This is a genomic window from Enterobacter sp. BNK-18 (assembly GCF_047456135.1).
In the GTDB taxonomy this organism is placed as follows: Bacteria; Pseudomonadota; Gammaproteobacteria; order Enterobacterales; family Enterobacteriaceae; genus Enterobacter; species Enterobacter ludwigii.
The window spans coordinates 3,642,621-3,662,396 of the sequence record NZ_CP179899.1 but is presented as its reverse complement, the minus strand read 5'-3'; the positions used below and the strand labels follow the sequence as shown (position 1 = coordinate 3,662,396).

The following is a 19,776-nucleotide window of genomic DNA, read 5'->3' as shown; positions in this document are numbered from 1 at the left end:
GAGAAAATGACGACAAAAAAAGCTGATTACATTTGGTTCAATGGTGAGATGGTTCGCTGGGAGGACGCGAAAGTCCACGTTATGTCCCACGCGCTGCATTACGGTACCTCTGTCTTCGAAGGCATCCGTTGCTACGACTCACACAAAGGGCCAGTGGTGTTCCGTCATCGCGAACACATGCAGCGTCTGCATGACTCAGCCAAAATTTATCGTTTCCCGGTTTCTCAGAGCGTGGATGAGCTGATGGAAGCCTGCCGCGACGTGATTCGTAAGAACAACCTCACCAGTGCCTATATTCGTCCGCTGGTGTTTGTAGGTGATGTGGGCATGGGCGTGAACCCGCCAGCCGGTTATACCACCGATGTGATCATTGCTGCGTTCCCGTGGGGTGCTTATCTGGGGGCTGAAGCCCTGGAGCAGGGGATCGACGCAATGGTTTCTTCCTGGAACCGCGTGGCACCAAACACGATCCCGACGGCGGCAAAAGCGGGCGGTAACTACCTCTCCTCACTGCTGGTCGGTAGCGAAGCGCGCCGTCACGGTTATCAGGAAGGTATCGCGCTGGACGTGAATGGCTATATCTCTGAAGGTGCAGGTGAAAACCTGTTCGAAGTGAAAGACGGCATTCTGTTTACGCCGCCATTTACCTCTTCCGCTCTGCCGGGCATTACCCGTGACGCCATCATCAAGCTGGCAAAAGATTTGGGTATCGAAGTCCGTGAGCAGGTCCTGTCCCGCGAATCCCTGTACCTGGCCGATGAAGTGTTCATGTCCGGTACCGCGGCGGAAATTACGCCGGTTCGTAGCGTAGACGGTATTCAGGTTGGTGCTGGCCGCTGTGGTCCGGTCACCAAACGTATTCAGCAAGCCTTCTTTGGCCTCTTCACCGGTGAAACGGAAGATAATTACGGCTGGCTGGATCAGGTTAATCAATAAGCATAAATATGGGACGGCACGCACCGTCCCATTCAATAGTCAGACGGGAGTAAATAAAGCATGCCTAAGTATCGTTCCGCCACCACCACTCATGGCCGTAACATGGCGGGTGCCCGCGCACTGTGGCGCGCCACCGGGATGACCGACGCCGATTTCGGTAAGCCTATTATCGCCGTGGTGAACTCCTTCACCCAGTTTGTGCCGGGCCACGTGCACCTGCGCGATCTCGGCAAACTCGTTGCCGAGCAAATCGAAGCCTCCGGCGGTGTGGCGAAAGAGTTCAACACCATTGCGGTGGATGACGGTATCGCGATGGGTCACGGGGGTATGCTCTATTCACTGCCGTCGCGTGAGCTGATCGCCGACTCGGTGGAGTATATGGTGAACGCCCATTGCGCGGATGCCATGGTTTGTATCTCCAACTGCGACAAAATTACCCCGGGGATGCTGATGGCTTCCCTGCGTCTGAACATTCCGGTGATCTTCGTCTCCGGCGGTCCAATGGAAGCGGGTAAAACCAAGCTTTCCGATAAAATCATCAAGCTCGACCTGGTCGATGCGATGATTCAGGGCGCGGATCCAAAAGTTTCTGATGAGCAAAGCGATCAGGTTGAACGTTCTGCGTGCCCAACCTGTGGCTCCTGCTCAGGTATGTTCACCGCGAACTCCATGAACTGTCTGACCGAAGCGCTGGGTCTGTCTCAGCCGGGCAACGGCTCGCTGCTGGCGACCCACGCCGACCGTAAACAGCTGTTCCTCAATGCCGGTAAACGCATCGTTGAGCTGACCAAACGCTACTACGAGCAAGATGATGAAAGCGCGCTGCCGCGTAATATCGCCAGCAAAGCCGCGTTTGAAAATGCCATGACGCTGGATATCGCCATGGGCGGTTCCACCAACACCGTTCTCCACCTGCTGGCCGCTGCGCAGGAGGCTGAAATCGACTTCACCATGAGCGATATCGACAAGCTGTCCCGCAAAGTACCGCAGCTCTGTAAAGTTGCGCCGAGTACTCAGAAATACCACATGGAAGATGTCCACCGTGCGGGTGGCGTACTGGGTATTCTCGGTGAGCTGGATCGCGCCGGGCTGCTGAACCGCAACGTCAAAAACGTGCTCGGCCTGACGCTGCCGGAGTCGCTGGACAAATACGACGTCATGCTCACGAAAGACGATGCGGTGAAAAAGATGTTCCGCGCCGGCCCGGCAGGTATTCGTACCACCCAGGCCTTCTCACAGGATTGCCGCTGGGACACGCTGGATGACGATCGTGCAGAAGGCTGTATTCGCTCACTGGAACATGCCTACAGCAAGGACGGCGGTCTGGCCGTGCTCTACGGTAACTTTGCAGAAAACGGCTGTATTGTAAAAACCGCAGGCGTGGATGACAGCATTCTCAAATTCACCGGCCCGGCAAAAGTGTACGAAAGCCAGGACGACGCGGTAGAGGCTATTCTCGGTGGTAAAGTGGTGGAAGGCGACGTGGTTGTCATTCGCTACGAAGGGCCGAAAGGCGGGCCGGGTATGCAGGAGATGCTCTATCCCACTACCTTCCTGAAATCCATGGGCCTCGGTAAAGCCTGTGCGCTGATCACCGACGGACGTTTCTCTGGCGGTACGTCTGGTCTCTCCATTGGCCACGTGTCACCGGAAGCGGCAAGCGGCGGCAACATCGCGATTATTGAAGATGGCGACCTGATCGAAATTGATATCCCGAATCGCGGTATTCAGTTGAAACTGAGCGACCAGGAGATTGCGGCGCGTCGTGAAGCCCAGGAAGCTCGCGGTGACAAAGCCTGGACGCCAAAAGATCGCCAGCGCGACGTCTCCTTCGCCCTGCGCGCCTATGCGAGCCTTGCCACCAGTGCAGATAAAGGCGCGGTGCGCGACAAATCGAAACTTGGGGGCTAATGATGGCCGAGTCGCAACCGTTATCCGCCGCCCCTGAGGGGGCGGAATACCTCAGGGCGGTGCTACGTGCACCGGTCTATGAAGCCGTACAGGTCACGCCGCTGCAGAAGATGGAGAAACTCTCCTCGCGCCTCGACAACGTGATTCTGGTGAAACGCGAAGACCGCCAGCCGGTACACAGCTTCAAGCTGCGTGGCGCCTACGCGATGATGGCCGGGTTGACCGACGAGCAAAAAGCGCGGGGGGTAATTACCGCCTCTGCGGGCAACCACGCGCAGGGCGTCGCGTTCTCCTCAGCGCGCCTGGGGCTGAAAGCGCTGATTGTTATGCCGGTTGCTACTGCCGATATTAAAGTGGATGCCGTACGCGGTTTCGGCGGTGAAGTGTTGCTCCACGGCGCAAACTTTGACGAAGCCAAAGCCAAAGCGATAGAGCTGGCGCAGCAACAGGGGTTTACCTGGGTGCCGCCGTTCGATCATCCGATGGTCATTGCCGGACAGGGGACGCTGGCGCTTGAGCTGCTGCAGCAGGATGCGCATCTCGACCGCGTCTTCGTGCCGGTTGGCGGTGGCGGCCTCGCGGCGGGCGTAGCGGTGCTGATCAAACAGCTGATGCCGCAAATCAAAGTGATTGCCGTTGAAGCGGAAGACTCGGCCTGTCTGAAAGCGGCGCTGGATGCCGGTCATCCGGTGGACTTACCACGCGTCGGGCTGTTTGCTGAAGGCGTGGCGGTTAAACGCATTGGCGATGAAACCTTCCGTCTTTGCCAGGAATATCTCGACGATATTATCACCGTCGACAGCGACGCCATCTGCGCCGCAATGAAAGATCTGTTCGAAGATGTGCGTGCGGTAGCGGAACCTTCCGGCGCGCTGGCGCTGGCGGGGATGAAGAAATACATCGCGCAGCACAACATCCGCGGCGAGCGTCTGGCGCATGTCCTTTCTGGTGCCAACGTGAACTTCCACGGTCTGCGCTATGTTTCCGAACGCTGCGAGCTGGGTGAGCAACGCGAAGCGCTGCTGGCGGTTACCATTCCGGAAGAGAAGGGCAGCTTCCTGAAGTTTTGTCAGCTGCTGGGCGGCCGTTCAGTCACGGAGTTTAACTACCGTTTTGCCGACGCCCGAGATGCCTGCATTTTTGTCGGTGTACGGTTAAGCCGTGGTCTGGAAGAGCGTAAAGAGATCCTCCACCTGCTCCACGAAGGTGGCTACAGCGTCGTGGATCTCTCCGACGATGAGATGGCGAAACTGCACGTGCGTTACATGGTGGGCGGGCGTCCATCGAAGCCGCTGCAGGAACGTCTCTACAGCTTCGAGTTCCCGGAGTCACCGGGCGCGTTGCTCAAATTCCTGCATACGCTGGGCACGCACTGGAACATCTCTCTGTTCCACTACCGCAGCCACGGTACCGATTATGGACGCGTGCTGGCCGCCTTCGAACTGGGCGAGCACGAGCCTGATTTCGAAACGCGGCTGAACGAGCTGGGCTATGAGTGTCACGATGAAACCCATAACCCGGCGTTCAGGTTCTTCCTGGCGGGCTAGTGGTTAGGCAGTATCTGCCAGAAGGCATCAATAAGCGGCTCCTGCAGCCGCTTTTTTTGTGCGCACACGCCAAGCTCAAACGGCGTTTTTTCGTCACTGCGCTCCAGAATCATCACGCGATTACGCACCGGTTCCGGGCTGTTCTCCAGGACCACTTCCGGCAGCAGTGCTACGCCGCAGCCCAGCGCCACCATTGACACCATCGCCTCATGCCCGCCAACCGTCGCGTAAATCGACGGGTTGCTGATCTTCTGGCGACGAAACCAGAGCTCAATACGACGGCGCACCGGCCCCTGATCGGCCATGATAAAAGGCACCGTGGACCAGTCCGGTTTTTCCACCGACACCTGATTACGCACCGGGCAGGGTAACGCGGGGGCAATCAACACGACCGCCAGGTTCTCCAGCATTGAGAACGCGACAGCGCCCGGCAGGGTTTCGGGTTTCCCGGCAATGGCGAGATCCGCCTCGCCTGTCACCACTTTTTCCATTGCGTCGGCGGCATCACCGGTGGTGAGTTTAATTTCCACCGACGGTTGTTCTGCGCGAAAGCGGTCAAGAATCGGCGGCAGATGGCTATAGGCCGCGGTCACGGAGCAGAAAATATGCAGCTCGCCGGACAGCGATGGCCCTTTCTGGTCAATGGTGTGTCGCAGCTGTTGATACTGCAGCAGCGTTTGTTGGGCAAAGACCCGTAACTCCTCACCGGCTTCCGTTAGGGTGACGGTGCGGTTGTCGCGTACAAACAGGGGCTGACCGAGGTCTTCCTCAAGGCGCTGGATCTGGCGCGAAAGCGTGGAGGGACTGACGTGCATCGCCCGGGCGCTGCGCCCAAAGTGACGGCTTTCCGCCAGATGCAGGAACATTTTCAGATCGCGTAAATCCACTGATTTCACTCCCCCTTTTTACATTGCAAATATTGCAACGTGACGTTGTGAATATATCAATTTCCGCAATAAATTTCCTGTCATATAGTAAGTTCATTCTCGCAAAAGCGAACCGAACAATAAGCACAACAACACAACATCACGGAGTCCATTATGGCTAACTACTTTAATACACTGAATTTGCGCCAGCAGCTGGCGCAGCTGGGCAAATGCCGCTTTATGGCGCGCGACGAATTTGCCGATGGCGCGAGCTACCTTCAGGGTAAAAAAGTGGTCATCGTCGGCTGCGGCGCCCAGGGTCTGAACCAGGGCCTGAACATGCGTGACTCCGGTCTGGATATCTCCTACGCCCTGCGTAAAGAAGCGATTGCTGAGAAGCGTGCGTCCTGGCGCAAAGCGACCGAAAACGGTTTTAAAGTTGGTACCTACGAAGAGCTGATCCCCCAGGCAGACCTGGTGGTTAACCTGACGCCAGACAAACAGCACTCTGACGTTGTGCGTTCCGTGCAGCCGCTGATGAAAGACGGTGCGGCGTTGGGTTACTCCCACGGCTTTAACATCGTTGAAGTGGGCGAGCAGATCCGTAAAGACATCACCGTTGTGATGGTGGCGCCGAAGTGCCCGGGTACAGAAGTACGTGAAGAGTACAAACGTGGCTTCGGCGTGCCAACGCTTATCGCCGTTCACCCGGAAAACGATCCGAAAGGCGAAGGTATGGCGATCGCCAAAGCATGGGCTGCAGCAACGGGTGGCCACCGTGCGGGCGTTCTGGAATCGTCTTTCGTCGCGGAAGTTAAATCTGACCTGATGGGTGAGCAAACCATCCTGTGCGGTATGCTGCAGGCGGGCTCTCTGCTGTGCTTCGACAAGCTGGTGGAAGAGGGTACAGACCCGGCATACGCAGAAAAACTGATTCAGTTCGGCTGGGAAACGATCACCGAAGCGCTGAAGCAGGGCGGTATCACGCTGATGATGGACCGTCTGTCCAACCCGGCGAAACTGCGTGCTTACGCGCTGTCTGAACAACTGAAAACGATCATGGCACCGCTGTTCCAGAAACATATGGACGACATTATCTCCGGCGAGTTCTCTTCCGGCATGATGGCGGACTGGGCTAACGACGATAAGAAACTGCTGACCTGGCGTGAAGAGACCGGTAAAACCGCTTTTGAAACCGCCCCACAGTTTGAAGGTAAAATCGGCGAGCAGGAGTACTTCGATAAAGGCGTTCTGATGATTGCGATGGTGAAAGCTGGCGTTGAGCTGGCGTTCGAAACCATGGTGGATTCCGGCATCATCGAAGAGTCTGCCTACTATGAATCACTGCACGAGCTGCCGCTGATTGCGAACACCATCGCCCGTAAGCGTCTGTACGAAATGAACGTGGTTATCTCTGATACCGCCGAGTACGGTAACTACCTGTTCTCTTACGCTTGCGTACCGCTGCTGAAAGAGTTCATGACAACCCTGCAGCCGGGCGATCTGGGCAAAGCGATTGCGGAAGGTGCTGTGGATAACGCGCAGCTGCGCGATGTAAACGAAGCCATTCGCGGCCATGAAATCGAGAAAGTGGGTCAGAAACTGCGTGGCTACATGACCGATATGAAACGTATCGCGGTAGCAGGTTAATACCCGGGCGGGCTGATGCCCTGACCTGACTCAACGTACAAGGCCTTCTCTCAGAGAAGGCCTTGCTGTTATTTGCGGTACAGAACCTTAATAACATGGTAGCCAAACTGCGTGTGCAGTGGGCCTGTGGGTTCCAGCACCGGGCAGGAAAAGACCACTTTATCGAACGCCGGAACCATTTGACCCTGACGGAATTCACCTAAATCACCGCCGCGTTTACCTGACGGACAAATAGAGTGTTTCTTTGCCAGCTTGCCGAAGTCGGCGCCGTTTTTGATCTGCTCGAGAAGATCCAGAGCCAGTTTTTCTTCTTTTACAAGGATATGCAGTGCTGCCGCGGTTTTTGCCATGATCGTGCCTTGAGTGGTATGGATTAGGCTCGCTATACTACCACGCTGTTATTCTCCCCTCCTGACTTTCATTGAGTGATCATTTATGCGTTTAAACCCCGGACAACAACAAGCCGTCGAATTTGTCACTGGACCCTGTCTGGTGCTGGCGGGCGCGGGATCCGGCAAAACGCGCGTCATCACCAATAAGATTGCCCACCTGATCCGCGGCTGCGGGTATCAGGCTCGCCACATCGCGGCGGTGACGTTCACCAACAAAGCAGCGCGCGAGATGAAAGAGCGTGTCGGCCAGACGCTGGGGCGCAAAGAGGCGCGCGGTCTGATGATTTCCACCTTCCATACGCTGGGGCTGGATATCATCAAACGTGAATACGCCGCGCTGGGGATGAAATCCAACTTCTCACTGTTTGACGATACCGACCAGGTGGCCCTGCTCAAGGAGCTCACCGAGGGGCTGATCGAAGATGATAAGGTTCTGCTGCAGCAGCTGATCTCAACGATCTCCAACTGGAAAAACGATCTGATGACCCCGGCCCAGGCCGCGGCGATCGCCAAAGGCGAGCGGGATCGGATCTTCGCCCACTGCTACGGTCTGTACGATGCGCATATGAAAGCCTGTAACGTACTGGATTTCGACGACCTGATCCTGCTTCCCACGCTACTGCTGCAGCGTAATGAAGAGGTGCGTGAGCGCTGGCAGAATAAAATCCGCTACCTGCTGGTGGATGAGTATCAGGACACCAATACCAGCCAGTATGAACTGGTGAAGCTGCTGGTGGGACAGCGCGCGCGTTTCACGGTGGTCGGTGATGACGATCAGTCCATTTACTCCTGGCGCGGTGCGCGTCCGCAAAACCTGGTCCTGCTGAGTAAAGATTTCCCGGCGCTGCAGGTGATCAAACTGGAGCAGAACTACCGTTCCTCCGGGCGTATCCTTAAAGCCGCGAACATCCTGATCGCCAACAACCCGCATGTGTTCGAAAAACGCCTGTTCTCCGAACTGGGTTACGGTACAGAGCTTAAAGTGCTCAGCGCCAACAATGAAGAGCACGAAGCGGAGCGGGTCACAGGCGAACTTATCGCCCACCACTTCGTCAATAAAACCGAATACAAAGATTACGCGATCCTCTATCGCGGCAACCACCAGTCACGCGTCTTTGAAAAGATGCTGATGCAAAACCGCATCCCGTACAAAATTTCGGGCGGAACCTCCTTCTTCTCGCGGCCCGAAATCAAAGATCTTCTGGCCTACCTGCGTGTGCTCACTAACCCGGATGATGACAGCGCGTTTCTGCGTATCGTGAATACCCCGAAACGGGAAATTGGCCCGGCGACGCTACAAAAGCTTGGCGAGTGGGCGATGACGCGTAATAAGAGTCTGTTTACTGCCAGCTTCGATATGGGGCTGAGTCAGACACTCACCGGCCGCGGCTACGATTCATTAACCCGCTTTACCCACTGGCTTGGTGAAGTGCAGCGGCTGGCAGAGCGCGAACCTATCGCCGCCGTGCGCGACCTTATCCACGGTATCGACTACGAGTCCTGGCTGTATGAAACCTCCGCCAGTCCGAAAGCGGCCGAGATGCGCATGAAAAACGTTAACCAGCTGTTCAGCTGGATGACTGAAATGCTGGAAGGCTCGGAGATTGATGAGCCGATGACCCTGACGCAGGTGGTTACCCGCTTTACCCTGCGCGATATGATGGAGCGCGGCGAGAGCGAAGAAGAGGCCGATCAGGTTCAGCTGATGACGCTGCATGCGTCTAAAGGTCTGGAATTCCCGTATGTCTATCTGGTTGGCATGGAAGAGGGGTTACTGCCGCACCAGAGCAGCATTGATGAAGATAACGTCGATGAGGAGCGCCGTCTGGCCTATGTAGGCATCACGCGCGCTCAAAAAGAGCTGACCTTCACGCTGTGCAAAGAGCGTAGACAATATGGTGAACTGGTGCGCCCGGAGCCGAGCCGTTTCCTGCTGGAACTTCCGCAGGACGACCTCATCTGGGAGCAGGAGCGTAAAGTGATTACGGCTGAAGAGCGGATGCATAAGGGGCAGGCGAACGTCGCTAACATCCGCGCCATGCTGGCGAAAGCCAAAGAGAAGGGGTAGGTTGTTACACGCCCGGCAAGCGTAGCATTACCGGGCATGTCCGCCCTGTTATTTCACCTCAAGCACCCAGTGTACGTAGCTCTGCCACTGACACTCCTGCTCGACCATCTCCGCCCCAAGCGGATGATTATCCAGCCAGTTTTCCGGCAACGTCAGCGAAAGTTTTTCGTCATCCGCCACCAGATTGAGTGCCGGCAGCAAATCATCGCGGCGGCGGCTGGCAAACAGAATAGCCAGACGCAGCAGGCGGCACATATGCTCGGCCACGCGCGGCGGTACGGCGTTTTGCTGATGCAAAGAGGAGAGGTCAACGGCGTTCGTCTGGTTCAGCAGCAGCGTTGCCAGCAACTTTTTCTGCGCAGGGGTATAGCCGGGTAAATCGAGGTTACGCACCAGATAAGCGGCATGAGCCGGGGCCTGTTTAAAATCAATGCTCAGCCCGATTTCATGCAGTGCACAGGCACTTAGCAGCAGATCGCGACTCAAAGGGTCCAGATCCCAGGCGTTAGCCACATGATCGGCGAAGCGTGACGCCAGCTGTGCCACGCGGCCTGCCTGATCGATATCAACCAGGAAACGACGCTGCACGTTTCGCAGGGTACGGCTGCGAATGTCCTGATCGACCGACAGGTGCAACATCCCGTAGACCAGACCTTCACGCAGCGCGCCACCCGCCAGCGTCATACATTTGATGTTCAGTTCGGTGAAGATGGCGATCAGGATCGCGAGCCCGCTCGGGAATACCAGCGCGCGTTCAAGCGTCAGGCCTTCAATTTCCAGCTCTTCCAGACGCCCGCACTGAATGGCCCGCTGTTTAAGCTGCTGAAGCTTGGCAAGCGTGATCCGCTCATCCATGCCCTGCGCCATCATAATTTCCTGCAATGCCTGCACGGTACCGGAGGCCCCTACGCAGACTTTCCAGCCGTGGTAGCGCAGTTCGTCCATCACCGGGCGTAACACCTCGCGTGCGGCAGTTTCCGCCTCGTCGAAGTTCTCCTGACCCAGATTGCGGTCAGTAAAGTAGCGCTCAAGCCAGGTTACGCAACCCATCGACAGGCTGAATAGCGACGTTGCCTGCGCACCGGTGCCGGTCACGAGTTCGGTACTGGCGCCCCCGATATCCACAACCAGACGACGATCGTCGCCTCCCGTGGTGTGCGCAACGCCCTGATAAATCAGGCGCGCTTCTTCTTCACCGCTGATAACCTGCACCGGACAACCGAGAATTTCCTGCGCTTTGGCAATAAAATCCACGGCGTTAACCGCCAGGCGGAGTGTCGCTGTGGCGACGACGGTGATTTGGGAATGCGGGATATCCTGCAGACGCTCTGCAAAGAGTCGCAGGCACTGCCAGCCACGTTCCATGGCTTCAGGAGAGAGGTGATTATCGCTGCTCAGGCCCGCCGCGAGGCGGACCTTGCGCTTAATGCGCGTCAGCGTTTGTATGCTTCCCGCCACCTCGCGCACAACCAGCATATGAAAACTATTCGAACCGAGATCAATTGCCGCATAAAGCGAGGTGGAGCTGAGCATAATTTTTTAACCTGAGCGACGACGATTACGCGGCGCGCCAGATCGACGCGGGCCATTGCCGGATCGGGCGCGGGTAAGGCGCTTAGCCGGCGGCAGTTCGCTTAATAGCGCATCCGGGTTGTACTTACTCACCGGAATAGAATGGCCGATGTACGTCTCAATCGCCGGCAGGTTCAGCGCATACTCTTCACACGCGAGGCTGATAGAGTGGCCGCTTGCACCCGCACGACCGGTACGACCGATACGGTGTACATAGTCTTCGCAGTCATCCGGCAGGTCATAGTTAAAGACGTGCGTAACGGCTGGAATGTGCAGGCCGCGCGCTGCGACGTCGGTGGCGACCAGAATATCGAGATCGCCACGGGTGAATTCTTCAAGAATACGCAGGCGTTTTTTCTGCGCAACATCGCCCGTCAGCAGGCCAACACGGTGACCGTCTGCAGCCAGATGGCCCCAGATATCTTCACAGCGGTGCTTGGTGTTCGCGAAGATAATGGCGCGGTCTGGCCACTCTTCTTCGATCAGCGTTTGCAGCAAACGCATTTTCTCTTCATTGGAAGGATAGAAGAGTTCTTCTTTGATACGGTGGCCGGTTTTCTGCTCGGGTTCCACTTCCACATATTCGGCGTTGTTCATCTGCTCGAATGCCAGTTCGCGTACGCGATACGACAGGGTCGCAGAGAACAGCATGTTGAGGCGCTGATTCGCGGGTGGCATGCGGCGGAACAGCCAGCGGATATCTTTAATGAAGCCCAGATCGTACATACGGTCAGCTTCATCCAGCACCACAACCTGGATGGCACCAAGGTTAATGTGGTTCTGTTTTGCGTAGTCGATAAGACGGCCGGTGGTACCGATCAGGATATCCACACCGCTTTCCAGCACTTTCAGCTGCTTATCGTAACCATCGCCGCCATAAGCCAGGCCGATTTTCAGGCCCGTAGCCTGCATCAGGGGTTCAGCGTCTGCGTGGATCTGTACCGCCAGTTCTCGCGTCGGGGCCATAATTAGCGCGCGCGGCTGGTTAACTTTGCGGTCTGCAATCGCTGGATGAGAAAGTAAATAATGAAACGTTGACGTTAAAAACGCCATCGTTTTGCCAGTACCGGTTTGCGCCTGCCCTGCTACGTCACGTCCCGCCAGCGTCAGCGGCAGGGCGAGAGCCTGAATGGGCGTGCAGTTATGAAACCCTTTATTTTCAAGGGCTTCGATCACTTTTGGGTGCAGGGCGAAGTCGGAAAACTTCTGTTCTGTTAAATGTGTTTTGCTCATAGTGTGGTAGAATATCAGCTTACTATTGCTTTACGAAAGCGTATCCGGTGAAATAAAGTCAACCTTTAGTTGGTTAATGCGACATCAACACGTCGTTGATGAGGGCGAAACCAACGCACCAGGCTTATTCCTGTGGAGTTATATATGAGCGATAAAATTATTCACCTGACTGACGACAGTTTTGACACGGACGTACTTAAGGCTGACGGGCTGACACTCGTCGATTTCTGGGCTGAATGGTGTGGTCCTTGCAAAATGATCGCCCCGATTCTGGATGAGATCGCTGACGAATATCAGGGCAAACTGACCGTTGCCAAGCTGAACATCGACCAGAACCCGGGCACCGCACCAAAATACGGTATCCGTGGCATTCCGACCCTGCTGCTGTTCAAAAACGGCGAAGTGGCAGCGACCAAAGTGGGCGCACTGTCCAAAGGTCAACTGAAAGAGTTCCTCGACGCTAACCTGGCGTAAGGTTTCTCCGCTGCGCGTCCAGAGCGCCTAAATTATGTGGAACTCTGGACGCCCGGCTGAAGTCGTGCTAAGTTAGCTATGACTTCGTTTTAAACATATCTTGTTGTTTGAATCTTGTTTTACCCGATACTTCCCGTTGTTGACACAAACAGTGCGTGAAGTTGCTAAATTCCGGGCTTGTCACTCAATCCGTCTTGTCGTTTCAGTTCTGCGTTTTTTCCCTGTGACCAGACAGCGAACAGACATGAGTTGATGGCCGCTAAACAGGCATGGATGACCCTGCCATACCATTCACAACATTAAGTTCGAGTATCACCCCGAGTTTAAGAACCCACACCATTATGAATCTTACCGAATTAAAGAATACGCCGGTTTCTGAGCTGATCACTCTCGGCGAAAATATGGGGCTGGAAAACCAGGCTCGTATGCGCAAGCAGGACATCATTTTCGCCATCCTGAAGCAGCACGCTAAGAGTGGCGAAGATATCTTTGGCGACGGTGTGCTGGAGATATTGCAAGACGGATTTGGTTTCCTCCGCTCTGCAGACAGCTCCTACCTCGCCGGCCCTGACGACATCTACGTATCCCCTAGCCAAATCCGCCGTTTCAACCTCCGCACTGGTGACACCATTTCAGGTAAGATTCGTCCTCCAAAAGAGGGTGAACGCTACTTTGCGCTGTTGAAAGTGAATGAAGTTAACTTCGACAAACCGGAAAACTCCCGTAATAAGATCCTGTTTGAGAACTTAACGCCGCTGCACGCGAACTCTCGCCTGCGCATGGAGCGTGGTAACGGCTCAACTGAAGATTTAACCGCTCGCGTCCTGGATCTGGCATCGCCAATCGGTCGTGGCCAGCGTGGTCTGATCGTCGCACCGCCAAAAGCGGGTAAAACCATGCTGCTGCAGAATATCGCGCAGAGCATCGCTTATAACCACCCAGACTGCGTACTGATGGTACTGCTGATTGACGAACGTCCGGAAGAAGTGACCGAGATGCAGCGTCTGGTTAAAGGTGAAGTGGTTGCTTCTACCTTTGACGAACCCGCATCTCGCCACGTTCAGGTTGCGGAAATGGTTATCGAGAAGGCGAAACGCCTGGTTGAACACAAGAAAGACGTGATCATCCTACTCGACTCCATCACCCGTCTGGCGCGTGCCTACAACACCGTCGTTCCGGCTTCCGGTAAAGTGCTGACGGGGGGTGTGGACGCTAACGCCCTGCATCGTCCAAAACGCTTCTTCGGTGCGGCACGTAACGTGGAAGAGGGCGGCAGCCTGACCATCATCGCTACGGCGCTGATCGATACGGGTTCCAAAATGGACGAAGTTATTTACGAAGAGTTTAAAGGTACAGGTAACATGGAACTGCACCTCTCTCGTAAAATTGCTGAGAAACGCGTCTTCCCGGCTATCGACTACAACCGTTCCGGTACCCGTAAAGAAGAGCTGCTCACCACCCAGGAAGAGCTGCAGAAAATGTGGATCCTGCGCAAAATCATCCATCCAATGGGTGAAATCGACGCAATGGAGTTCCTCATTAACAAACTGGCGATGACCAAAACTAACGACGATTTCTTCGATATGATGAAACGCTCGTAACGCAAATAAAGCCAGCAAGCGCCACGTTTTTACGTGGCGTTTTTCTTTTATGGCTTATACGCTATTAATGCAGACTCCCATTTCAGACCAGTCAGTGCGACAATAAGACTGTTTGTGCAGTTAACGAAATAATTGATTGAAAAATATACAAAGGGAGTTGTAAGAAGCCTTCTTTATTACTTCTGAGGCAGGGGCTTCATGGTTATACTTCCGGGACTAACTTTTGTTGAGAGCAATCCATTGTGAATCTACTCACCGCCGTTACTGAGCTAATCAGTATTTTTTTATTCACAACCTGTTTTTTGTTCATCGCGCGTAAGGTGGCCAAAAGAATAGGGTTGGTGGATAAGCCTAATTTTCGTAAACGTCATCAGGGACTTATTCCTCTGGTTGGAGGGATTTCTGTTTACGCTGGTATCTGTTTCACGTTTGGTATTGCGGATTATTATATTCCACACGCCGCCCTCTACCTTGCCTGCGCCGGTGTCCTGGTGTTAGTCGGGGCGCTGGATGATCGGTTCGATATCGCGGTAAAAATTCGCGCCACCGTCCAGGCCGCCATTGGCGTGATCATGATGGTCGTTGGCGGGCTATACCTGAGAAGCCTCGGTTATGTGTTCGGACCCTGGGAGTTAGTACTGGGGCCCTTTGGCTTCTTCCTGACACTGTTTGCCGTCTGGGCGGCGATAAATGCGTTCAACATGGTGGATGGTATTGACGGCCTGCTCGGTGGATTGTCGTCGGTTTCGTTTGCCGCAATCGGCATCATTTTATGGTTCGATGGTCAGTACAGCCTGTCGATGTGGTGTTTTGCCATGATTGCCGCCATTCTGCCTTATATCCTCTTAAATCTCGGTGCGCTCGGTCGTCGCTATAAAGTGTTTATGGGTGATGCGGGCAGTACGCTGATCGGCTTTACCGTTATCTGGATTTTGCTGGAGACCACACAGGGTAAAACCCACCCGATTAGCCCGGTAACAGCGCTGTGGATTATTGCCATTCCGCTAATGGATATGGTGGCGATTATGTATCGTCGTCTGCGTAAAGGAATGAGTCCTTTCTCTCCCGATCGTCAGCATATTCACCATCTCATCATGCGTGCCGGTTTTACTTCGCGTCAGGCGTTTGTGCTGATTACCCTGGCTGCCGCTATTCTGGCGGCAATTGGGGTGGCTGCGGAATATGCTCATTTCATCCCTGAATGGGTCATGTTGGTATTATTCTTGCTAGCGTTTTTCCTGTACGGCTACTGCATTAAGCGCGCATGGAAAGTGGCGCGGTTTATTAAACGTCTTAAACGCAGGATGCGTCGCAACAGTGGCAACAATACAACATTAACTAAGTAAAACCGGGACTATGATGACTCAACCGTTGGCGGGAGCGAAATCAGTGGTAACTGAGAATGAGCTGGATATTCGGGGTTTGTTTCGCGTGTTGTGGGCAGGCAAACTTTGGATTGCAGGGATCGCGCTGGGGTTTGCATTGTTAGCGCTGGCCTACACCTTCTTTGCAAAACAAGAGTGGAGCGCTACGGCAATCACTGATAAACCAACGGTTAATATGCTCGGGGGGTTCTATTCCCAGCAGCAGTTCCTGCGTAACCTGGATATCAAAGCCAATCTGGCCACCCCAGATCAGGCTTCCGTCATGGATGAGGCCTATAAAGAGTTTGTGATGCAGCTGGCTTCCTGGGATACGCGCCGTGATTTCTGGAGCCAGACGGATTATTACAAGCAACGGATGGTGGGCAACAGTAAAGCCGATGCCGCGCTGCTGGATGACATGATTAACAACATTCAGTTTATGCCGGGAGATGCGCTGCGTAACGTCAACGACAGCGTCAAACTGATTGCCGAAACCGCGCCGGATGCCAATAACCTGTTGCGCCAGTACGTTGCCTTTGCCAGCCAGCGTGCGGCAAGCCACCTTAATGAAGAGCTGAAAGGTGCCTGGGCTGCCCGTACTATCCAGATGAAAGCGCAGGTTAAACGTCAGGAAGAGGTGGCTAAAGCCATCTTCGCCCGCCGTGTACACAATATTGAGCAGGCGCTGAAAATTGCCGAACAGCACAATATTTCCCGCACCGAGACGGACGTGCCGGCAGATGAACTGCCTGATTCAGAAATGTTCCTTCTCGGGCGCCCAATGCTGCAGGCTCGACTGGAAAACCTCCAGGCCGTTGGCCCTGATTTTGACCTCGACTACGATCAAAACCGCGCGATGCTGAACACCCTGAATGTCGGTCCAACAATGGACCCGCGTTTTCAGACCTATCGTTATTTGCGAACGCCTGAAGAACCTGTAAAACGCGATAGTCCGCGCCGCGCATTCCTGATGATCATGTGGGGGATTGTGGGTGCACTGACTGGCGCAGGCGTGGCGTTAACGCGTCGTCGCACTAACTAAGAACGCCGTCTACGATGAAGGCTGCGGCCTTCATCGTTTAATCGAAGAGAATCGATGTGAAAGTACTTACCGTATTTGGCACCAGGCCGGAGGCCATTAAGATGGCACCTCTGGTTCATGCGCTGGCCAGTGATCCTGATATTGAAGCGAAAGTGTGCGTCACTGCCCAACACCGTGAGATGCTCGATCAGGTCTTAACTCTCTTTTCTATCGTCCCGGATTACGATCTCAATATTATGAAACCGGGGCAGGGGTTAACGGAGATAACCTGCCGTATTCTGCAAGAGCTCAAGCCGATTCTGGAGTCCTTCAAACCTGACGTGGTTCTGGTGCATGGCGATACCACCACCACGGTGGCAACCAGCCTGGCTGCGTTTTACCAGCGAATTCCAGTCGGCCATGTTGAGGCGGGTCTGCGTACCGGCAACCTTTATTCGCCGTGGCCCGAAGAGGCCAACCGCACACTCACCGGCCATCTGGCGATGTACCATTTTGCGCCCACCGAAAATTCACGACAGAACCTGCTGCGTGAAAATATTGCCGACAACAAAATCTTTGTCACCGGGAATACGGTGATTGATGCCCTGATTTGGGTTCGTGACCGCGTGCTGTCAAACAACGATCTTCAGAAAGAACTCGCCGCACGCTACCCCTTCCTGAACAATGGCAAAAAAACCATTCTGGTCACCGGCCACCGTCGCGAGAGCTTTGGACGCGGCTTTGAGCAAATCTGTCATGCCCTGGCGGAAATCGCCGCGCAGAATCAGGATGTGCAGATTGTCTACCCGGTGCACCTTAATCCTAACGTCAGCGAGCCGGTCAACCGTATCCTTGGGCATATAGAAAACGTCCTGCTGATTGAACCGCAGGACTATTTGCCGTTTGTCTGGCTGATGAACCACGCCTGGCTGATCCTGACCGATTCCGGTGGTATTCAGGAAGAGGCGCCGTCTCTCGGCAAGCCTGTGCTGGTCATGCGTGAAACGACCGAACGCCCGGAAGCGGTGAAAGCGGGCACGGTACGTCTGGTCGGCACCAATGCACAGCTGATCGTCGAAGAGGTGACGCGCCTGCTGCACGACAACGAAGAGTATCAGGCGATGAGCCGGGCCCATAACCCGTATGGTGATGGGCAGGCTTGTGGCCGTATTTTGCATGCACTTAAACACAATCGGGTATCGCTATGAGTTTTACTACCATCTCTGTCATTGGTCTTGGCTACATTGGCTTGCCCACAGCGGCAGCGTTTGCCTCCCGTCAAAAACAGGTTGTGGGCGTGGATATCAACGCGCGTGCGGTGGAAACCATTAACCGTGGCGAAATTCATATCGTGGAGCCCGATCTCGACCGCGTGGTGAAAGAGGCGGTTGATGGCGGATTCCTGCGTGCCAGCACGACGCCGGTCGAGGCGGATGCATATCTTATTGCGGTGCCAACCCCCTTTAAAGGCGACCATGAGCCCGACATGGCTTACGTCGAAGCGGCGGCAAAATCGATTGCACCGGTCCTGAAAAAAGGGGCTCTGGTGATCCTGGAGTCCACTTCGCCCGTCGGTGCTACCGAACAGATGGCGCAGTGGCTGGCGCAAGCCCGACCTGACTTACGCTTCCCGCAGCAGGCGGGCGAGCAAGCTGATATCAATATTGCTTACTGTCCTGAGCGCGTGCTGCCAGGTCAGGTGATGGTAGAGCTGATTAAAAACGATCGCGTGATCGGCGGCATGACGCCAGCCTGTTCTGCACGCGCCAGCGCGCTTTACAAGATTTTCCTTGAAGGCGAATGTGTGGTGACCAACTCCCGCACCGCCGAAATGTGCAAGCTCACGGAAAACAGTTTCCGGGACGTGAATATCGCCTTCGCGAATGAACTGTCGCTGATTTGCGCCGATCAGGGGATTAACGTCTGGGAGTTGATTAGCCTGGCGAATCGCCATCCGCGCGTGAATATCCTCCAGCCTGGCCCGGGCGTGGGCGGTCACTGTATCGCTGTCGACCCGTGGTTTATTGTGGCGCAAAACCCGGCTCAGGCCCGCCTGATCCGCACCGCGCGTGAAGTGAATGACAGCAAGCCACACTGGGTGCTCAGTCAGGTAAAAGCCACCGTAGCGGACTGTCTGGCTGAGAGCGGCAAACGCGCCAGTGAGCTGAAAATTGCCTGCTTTGGTCTGGCATTCAAACCGAATATTGACGACTTACGCGAAAGCCCGGCGATGGAGATTGCAGAGATGATCGCTGGCTGGCACACCGGCGAAACGCTGGTGGTTGAACCCAATATTCATGAACTGCCGGCAAAACTGGCGGGCCACTGTACGTTGACCGCGCTGGATGAGGCACTGGCGACGGCGGATGTGCTGGTGCTGCTGGTGGATCATAAAGAATTTAAAGCGACGTCCGGTGATGCCGTACGCCAACAGTATGTGGTTGATACGAAAGGTGTCTGGCGTTGAGCCACCTGAAGGGGGTTCTCGAGTCCCTTGAGTGGGAGAGTGCCTTTTTTGGTCTGCCATCAGCCATCGTGCGCCTGCGCGACGATGCGCCGGTTCTGACTGACGCCGACTTCACCGCCTGGCCGCGGGTGCAGGCCCGGATCCCCGCAGACCGTGTCGATCTGCTCGATGCGCTCCAGCAACAAGGTTTTCAGCTGGTTGAAGGCGAGGTTGATCTGTCCATTACGCTCGTCCGTCATGATTCGCCCGGTGCGGAAGTGGCAACGGAGCAGGATATCCCCGCGCTGCGTCTGATGGCGGCGCAGGCGTTTGCCCGGAGCCGTTTTCGCGCACCGTGGTATGCACCGGACGACACTGGGCGTTTCTACGCCCAGTGGGTAGAGAACGCGGTAAAAGGCACCTTTGACCATGTGTGCCTGGTGTTTCGCACTGCAGACGGCCAGATTGAGGGATTTGTCTCGCTTCGTAAGCTCAACGCGAACGAGGGGCGTATTGGTTTATTAGCCGGGCGCGGCATGGGCGAAAAACTCATGCAGGCGGCGCTTCACTGGGCGCAGCAGCAACAGCTTTTGACTCTGCGGGTGGCAACCCAGATGGGCAACACCGCCGCGCTTAAACGTTATATCGCGAGTGGTGCCAACATCGACGCCACCGCTTACTGGTTATACAGGTGA

General features: G+C 55.2%; 16 protein-coding genes. 12 read left to right on the top strand and 4 right to left on the bottom strand.

From position 1 onward, the window contains the following. Window positions 1-6 precede the first annotated feature (6 nt). The 3 genes from ilvE to ilvA are packed head-to-tail and all read left to right on the top strand — an operon-like array spanning window position 7 to window position 4,394. Entirely contained in the window at window positions 7-936 is a 930-nt protein-coding gene (gene ilvE / locus ACMGG3_RS17650) for a branched-chain-amino-acid transaminase (protein WP_333180121.1), read from the top strand. Between the two features lie 60 nt (window positions 937-996). Continuing rightward, window positions 997-2,847 (top strand): dihydroxy-acid dehydratase, encoded by a 1,851-nt coding sequence (gene ilvD / locus ACMGG3_RS17645; protein ID WP_020882897.1) that lies wholly within the window; start codon window positions 997-999, stop codon window positions 2,845-2,847. Window positions 2,848-2,849: 2 nt separating this feature from the next. Beyond that, the gene (gene ilvA / locus ACMGG3_RS17640; RefSeq protein ID WP_025202773.1) at window positions 2,850-4,394 is read left to right on the top strand and encodes a threonine ammonia-lyase, biosynthetic; all 1,545 of its coding nucleotides are present in this window, start codon (window positions 2,850-2,852) and stop codon (window positions 4,392-4,394) included. Here the strand turns inward: ilvA and ilvY are convergent. Beyond that, window positions 4,391-5,281: an HTH-type transcriptional activator IlvY gene (gene ilvY / locus ACMGG3_RS17635; protein ID WP_020882896.1), complete on the bottom strand. Its 891-nt coding sequence runs from the start codon at window positions 5,279-5,281 to the stop codon at window positions 4,391-4,393. The genes ilvA and ilvY overlap by 4 nt on opposite strands. Before the next feature lie 153 nt (window positions 5,282-5,434). On the opposite strand from ilvY, the gene ilvC reads away from it, so the two are divergent. Continuing rightward, on the top strand, window positions 5,435-6,910 hold the full coding sequence (gene ilvC / locus ACMGG3_RS17630) for a ketol-acid reductoisomerase (RefSeq protein ID WP_014172161.1): 1,476 nt from the start codon (window positions 5,435-5,437) through the stop codon (window positions 6,908-6,910). Between the two features lie 68 nt (window positions 6,911-6,978). Here ilvC and ppiC read toward each other — a convergent pair whose 3' ends face one another. Continuing rightward, entirely contained in the window at window positions 6,979-7,260 is a 282-nt protein-coding gene (gene ppiC, locus ACMGG3_RS17625) for a peptidylprolyl isomerase PpiC (protein WP_008501570.1), read from the bottom strand. Between the two features lie 85 nt (window positions 7,261-7,345). Here ppiC and rep point away from each other — a divergent pair, with 85 nt between their 5' ends. After that, window positions 7,346-9,370, top strand: a complete 2,025-nt coding sequence (gene rep / locus ACMGG3_RS17620; RefSeq protein WP_014172160.1) for a DNA helicase Rep — start codon at window positions 7,346-7,348, stop codon at window positions 9,368-9,370. A gap of 48 nt (window positions 9,371-9,418) precedes the next feature. On the opposite strand, the gene gppA is transcribed toward rep, so the two are convergent. Both gppA and rhlB read right to left on the bottom strand, forming a co-directional pair. Continuing rightward, entirely contained in the window at window positions 9,419-10,903 is a 1,485-nt protein-coding gene (gene gppA / locus ACMGG3_RS17615; RefSeq protein ID WP_014172159.1) for a guanosine-5'-triphosphate,3'-diphosphate diphosphatase, read from the bottom strand. A 6-nt stretch (window positions 10,904-10,909) separates the two neighbouring features. Further along, window positions 10,910-12,175, bottom strand: a complete 1,266-nt coding sequence (rhlB, locus tag ACMGG3_RS17610) for an ATP-dependent RNA helicase RhlB (protein WP_014172158.1) — start codon at window positions 12,173-12,175, stop codon at window positions 10,910-10,912. A gap of 144 nt (window positions 12,176-12,319) precedes the next feature. Here rhlB and trxA point away from each other — a divergent pair, with 144 nt between their 5' ends. The 7 genes from trxA (at window position 12,320) to rffC (ending at window position 19,776) form a co-directional block, all read left to right on the top strand. Next, entirely contained in the window at window positions 12,320-12,649 is a 330-nt protein-coding gene (trxA, locus tag ACMGG3_RS17605; protein ID WP_004386384.1) for a thioredoxin TrxA, read from the top strand. 341 nt (window positions 12,650-12,990) lie between these two features. Then, a complete protein-coding gene (gene rho / locus ACMGG3_RS17600) occupies window positions 12,991-14,250 on the top strand; it encodes a transcription termination factor Rho (RefSeq protein WP_008501566.1) in 1,260 nt (419 codons plus the stop codon). 242 nt (window positions 14,251-14,492) lie between these two features. Next, the gene (gene wecA / locus ACMGG3_RS17595; RefSeq protein WP_014172155.1) at window positions 14,493-15,596 is read left to right on the top strand and encodes a UDP-N-acetylglucosamine--undecaprenyl-phosphate N-acetylglucosaminephosphotransferase; all 1,104 of its coding nucleotides are present in this window, start codon (window positions 14,493-14,495) and stop codon (window positions 15,594-15,596) included. A 13-nt stretch (window positions 15,597-15,609) separates the two neighbouring features. Continuing rightward, complete coding sequence (gene wzzE, locus ACMGG3_RS17590) at window positions 15,610-16,656, top strand: ECA polysaccharide chain length modulation protein (protein ID WP_020882894.1); 1,047 nt, start codon at window positions 15,610-15,612, stop codon at window positions 16,654-16,656. A 56-nt stretch (window positions 16,657-16,712) separates the two neighbouring features. Next, a complete protein-coding gene (gene wecB / locus ACMGG3_RS17585) occupies window positions 16,713-17,843 on the top strand; it encodes a non-hydrolyzing UDP-N-acetylglucosamine 2-epimerase (protein ID WP_414149343.1) in 1,131 nt (376 codons plus the stop codon). Then, on the top strand, window positions 17,840-19,102 hold the full coding sequence (gene wecC / locus ACMGG3_RS17580; protein WP_153853098.1) for a UDP-N-acetyl-D-mannosamine dehydrogenase: 1,263 nt from the start codon (window positions 17,840-17,842) through the stop codon (window positions 19,100-19,102). Before wecB ends, wecC begins: the two co-directional genes overlap by 4 nt. Then, on the top strand, window positions 19,099-19,776 hold the full coding sequence (gene rffC / locus ACMGG3_RS17575; protein ID WP_414149342.1) for a dTDP-4-amino-4,6-dideoxy-D-galactose acyltransferase: 678 nt from the start codon (window positions 19,099-19,101) through the stop codon (window positions 19,774-19,776). Before wecC ends, rffC begins: the two co-directional genes overlap by 4 nt.

What these genes read in the sequence shown, in the direction of transcription:
- gppA (WP_014172159.1), bottom strand. Translation starts at nt 10,903, where the DNA reads ATGCTCAGCTCCACCTCGCTTTATGCGGCAATTGATCTCGGTTCGAAT.
- trxA (WP_004386384.1), top strand. Translation starts at nt 12,320, where the DNA reads ATGAGCGATAAAATTATTCACCTGACTGACGACAGTTTTGACACGGAC.
- rho (WP_008501566.1), top strand. Translation starts at nt 12,991, where the DNA reads ATGAATCTTACCGAATTAAAGAATACGCCGGTTTCTGAGCTGATCACT.
- ilvC (WP_014172161.1), top strand. Translation starts at nt 5,435, where the DNA reads ATGGCTAACTACTTTAATACACTGAATTTGCGCCAGCAGCTGGCGCAG.
- wzzE (WP_020882894.1), top strand. Translation starts at nt 15,610, where the DNA reads ATGACTCAACCGTTGGCGGGAGCGAAATCAGTGGTAACTGAGAATGAG.
- ilvD (WP_020882897.1), top strand. Translation starts at nt 997, where the DNA reads ATGCCTAAGTATCGTTCCGCCACCACCACTCATGGCCGTAACATGGCG.
- ilvE (WP_333180121.1), top strand. Translation starts at nt 7, where the DNA reads ATGACGACAAAAAAAGCTGATTACATTTGGTTCAATGGTGAGATGGTT.
- ilvA (WP_025202773.1), top strand. Translation starts at nt 2,850, where the DNA reads ATGGCCGAGTCGCAACCGTTATCCGCCGCCCCTGAGGGGGCGGAATAC.
- rep (WP_014172160.1), top strand. Translation starts at nt 7,346, where the DNA reads ATGCGTTTAAACCCCGGACAACAACAAGCCGTCGAATTTGTCACTGGA.
- wecC (WP_153853098.1), top strand. Translation starts at nt 17,840, where the DNA reads ATGAGTTTTACTACCATCTCTGTCATTGGTCTTGGCTACATTGGCTTG.
- ppiC (WP_008501570.1), bottom strand. Translation starts at nt 7,260, where the DNA reads ATGGCAAAAACCGCGGCAGCACTGCATATCCTTGTAAAAGAAGAAAAA.
- rhlB (WP_014172158.1), bottom strand. Translation starts at nt 12,175, where the DNA reads ATGAGCAAAACACATTTAACAGAACAGAAGTTTTCCGACTTCGCCCTG.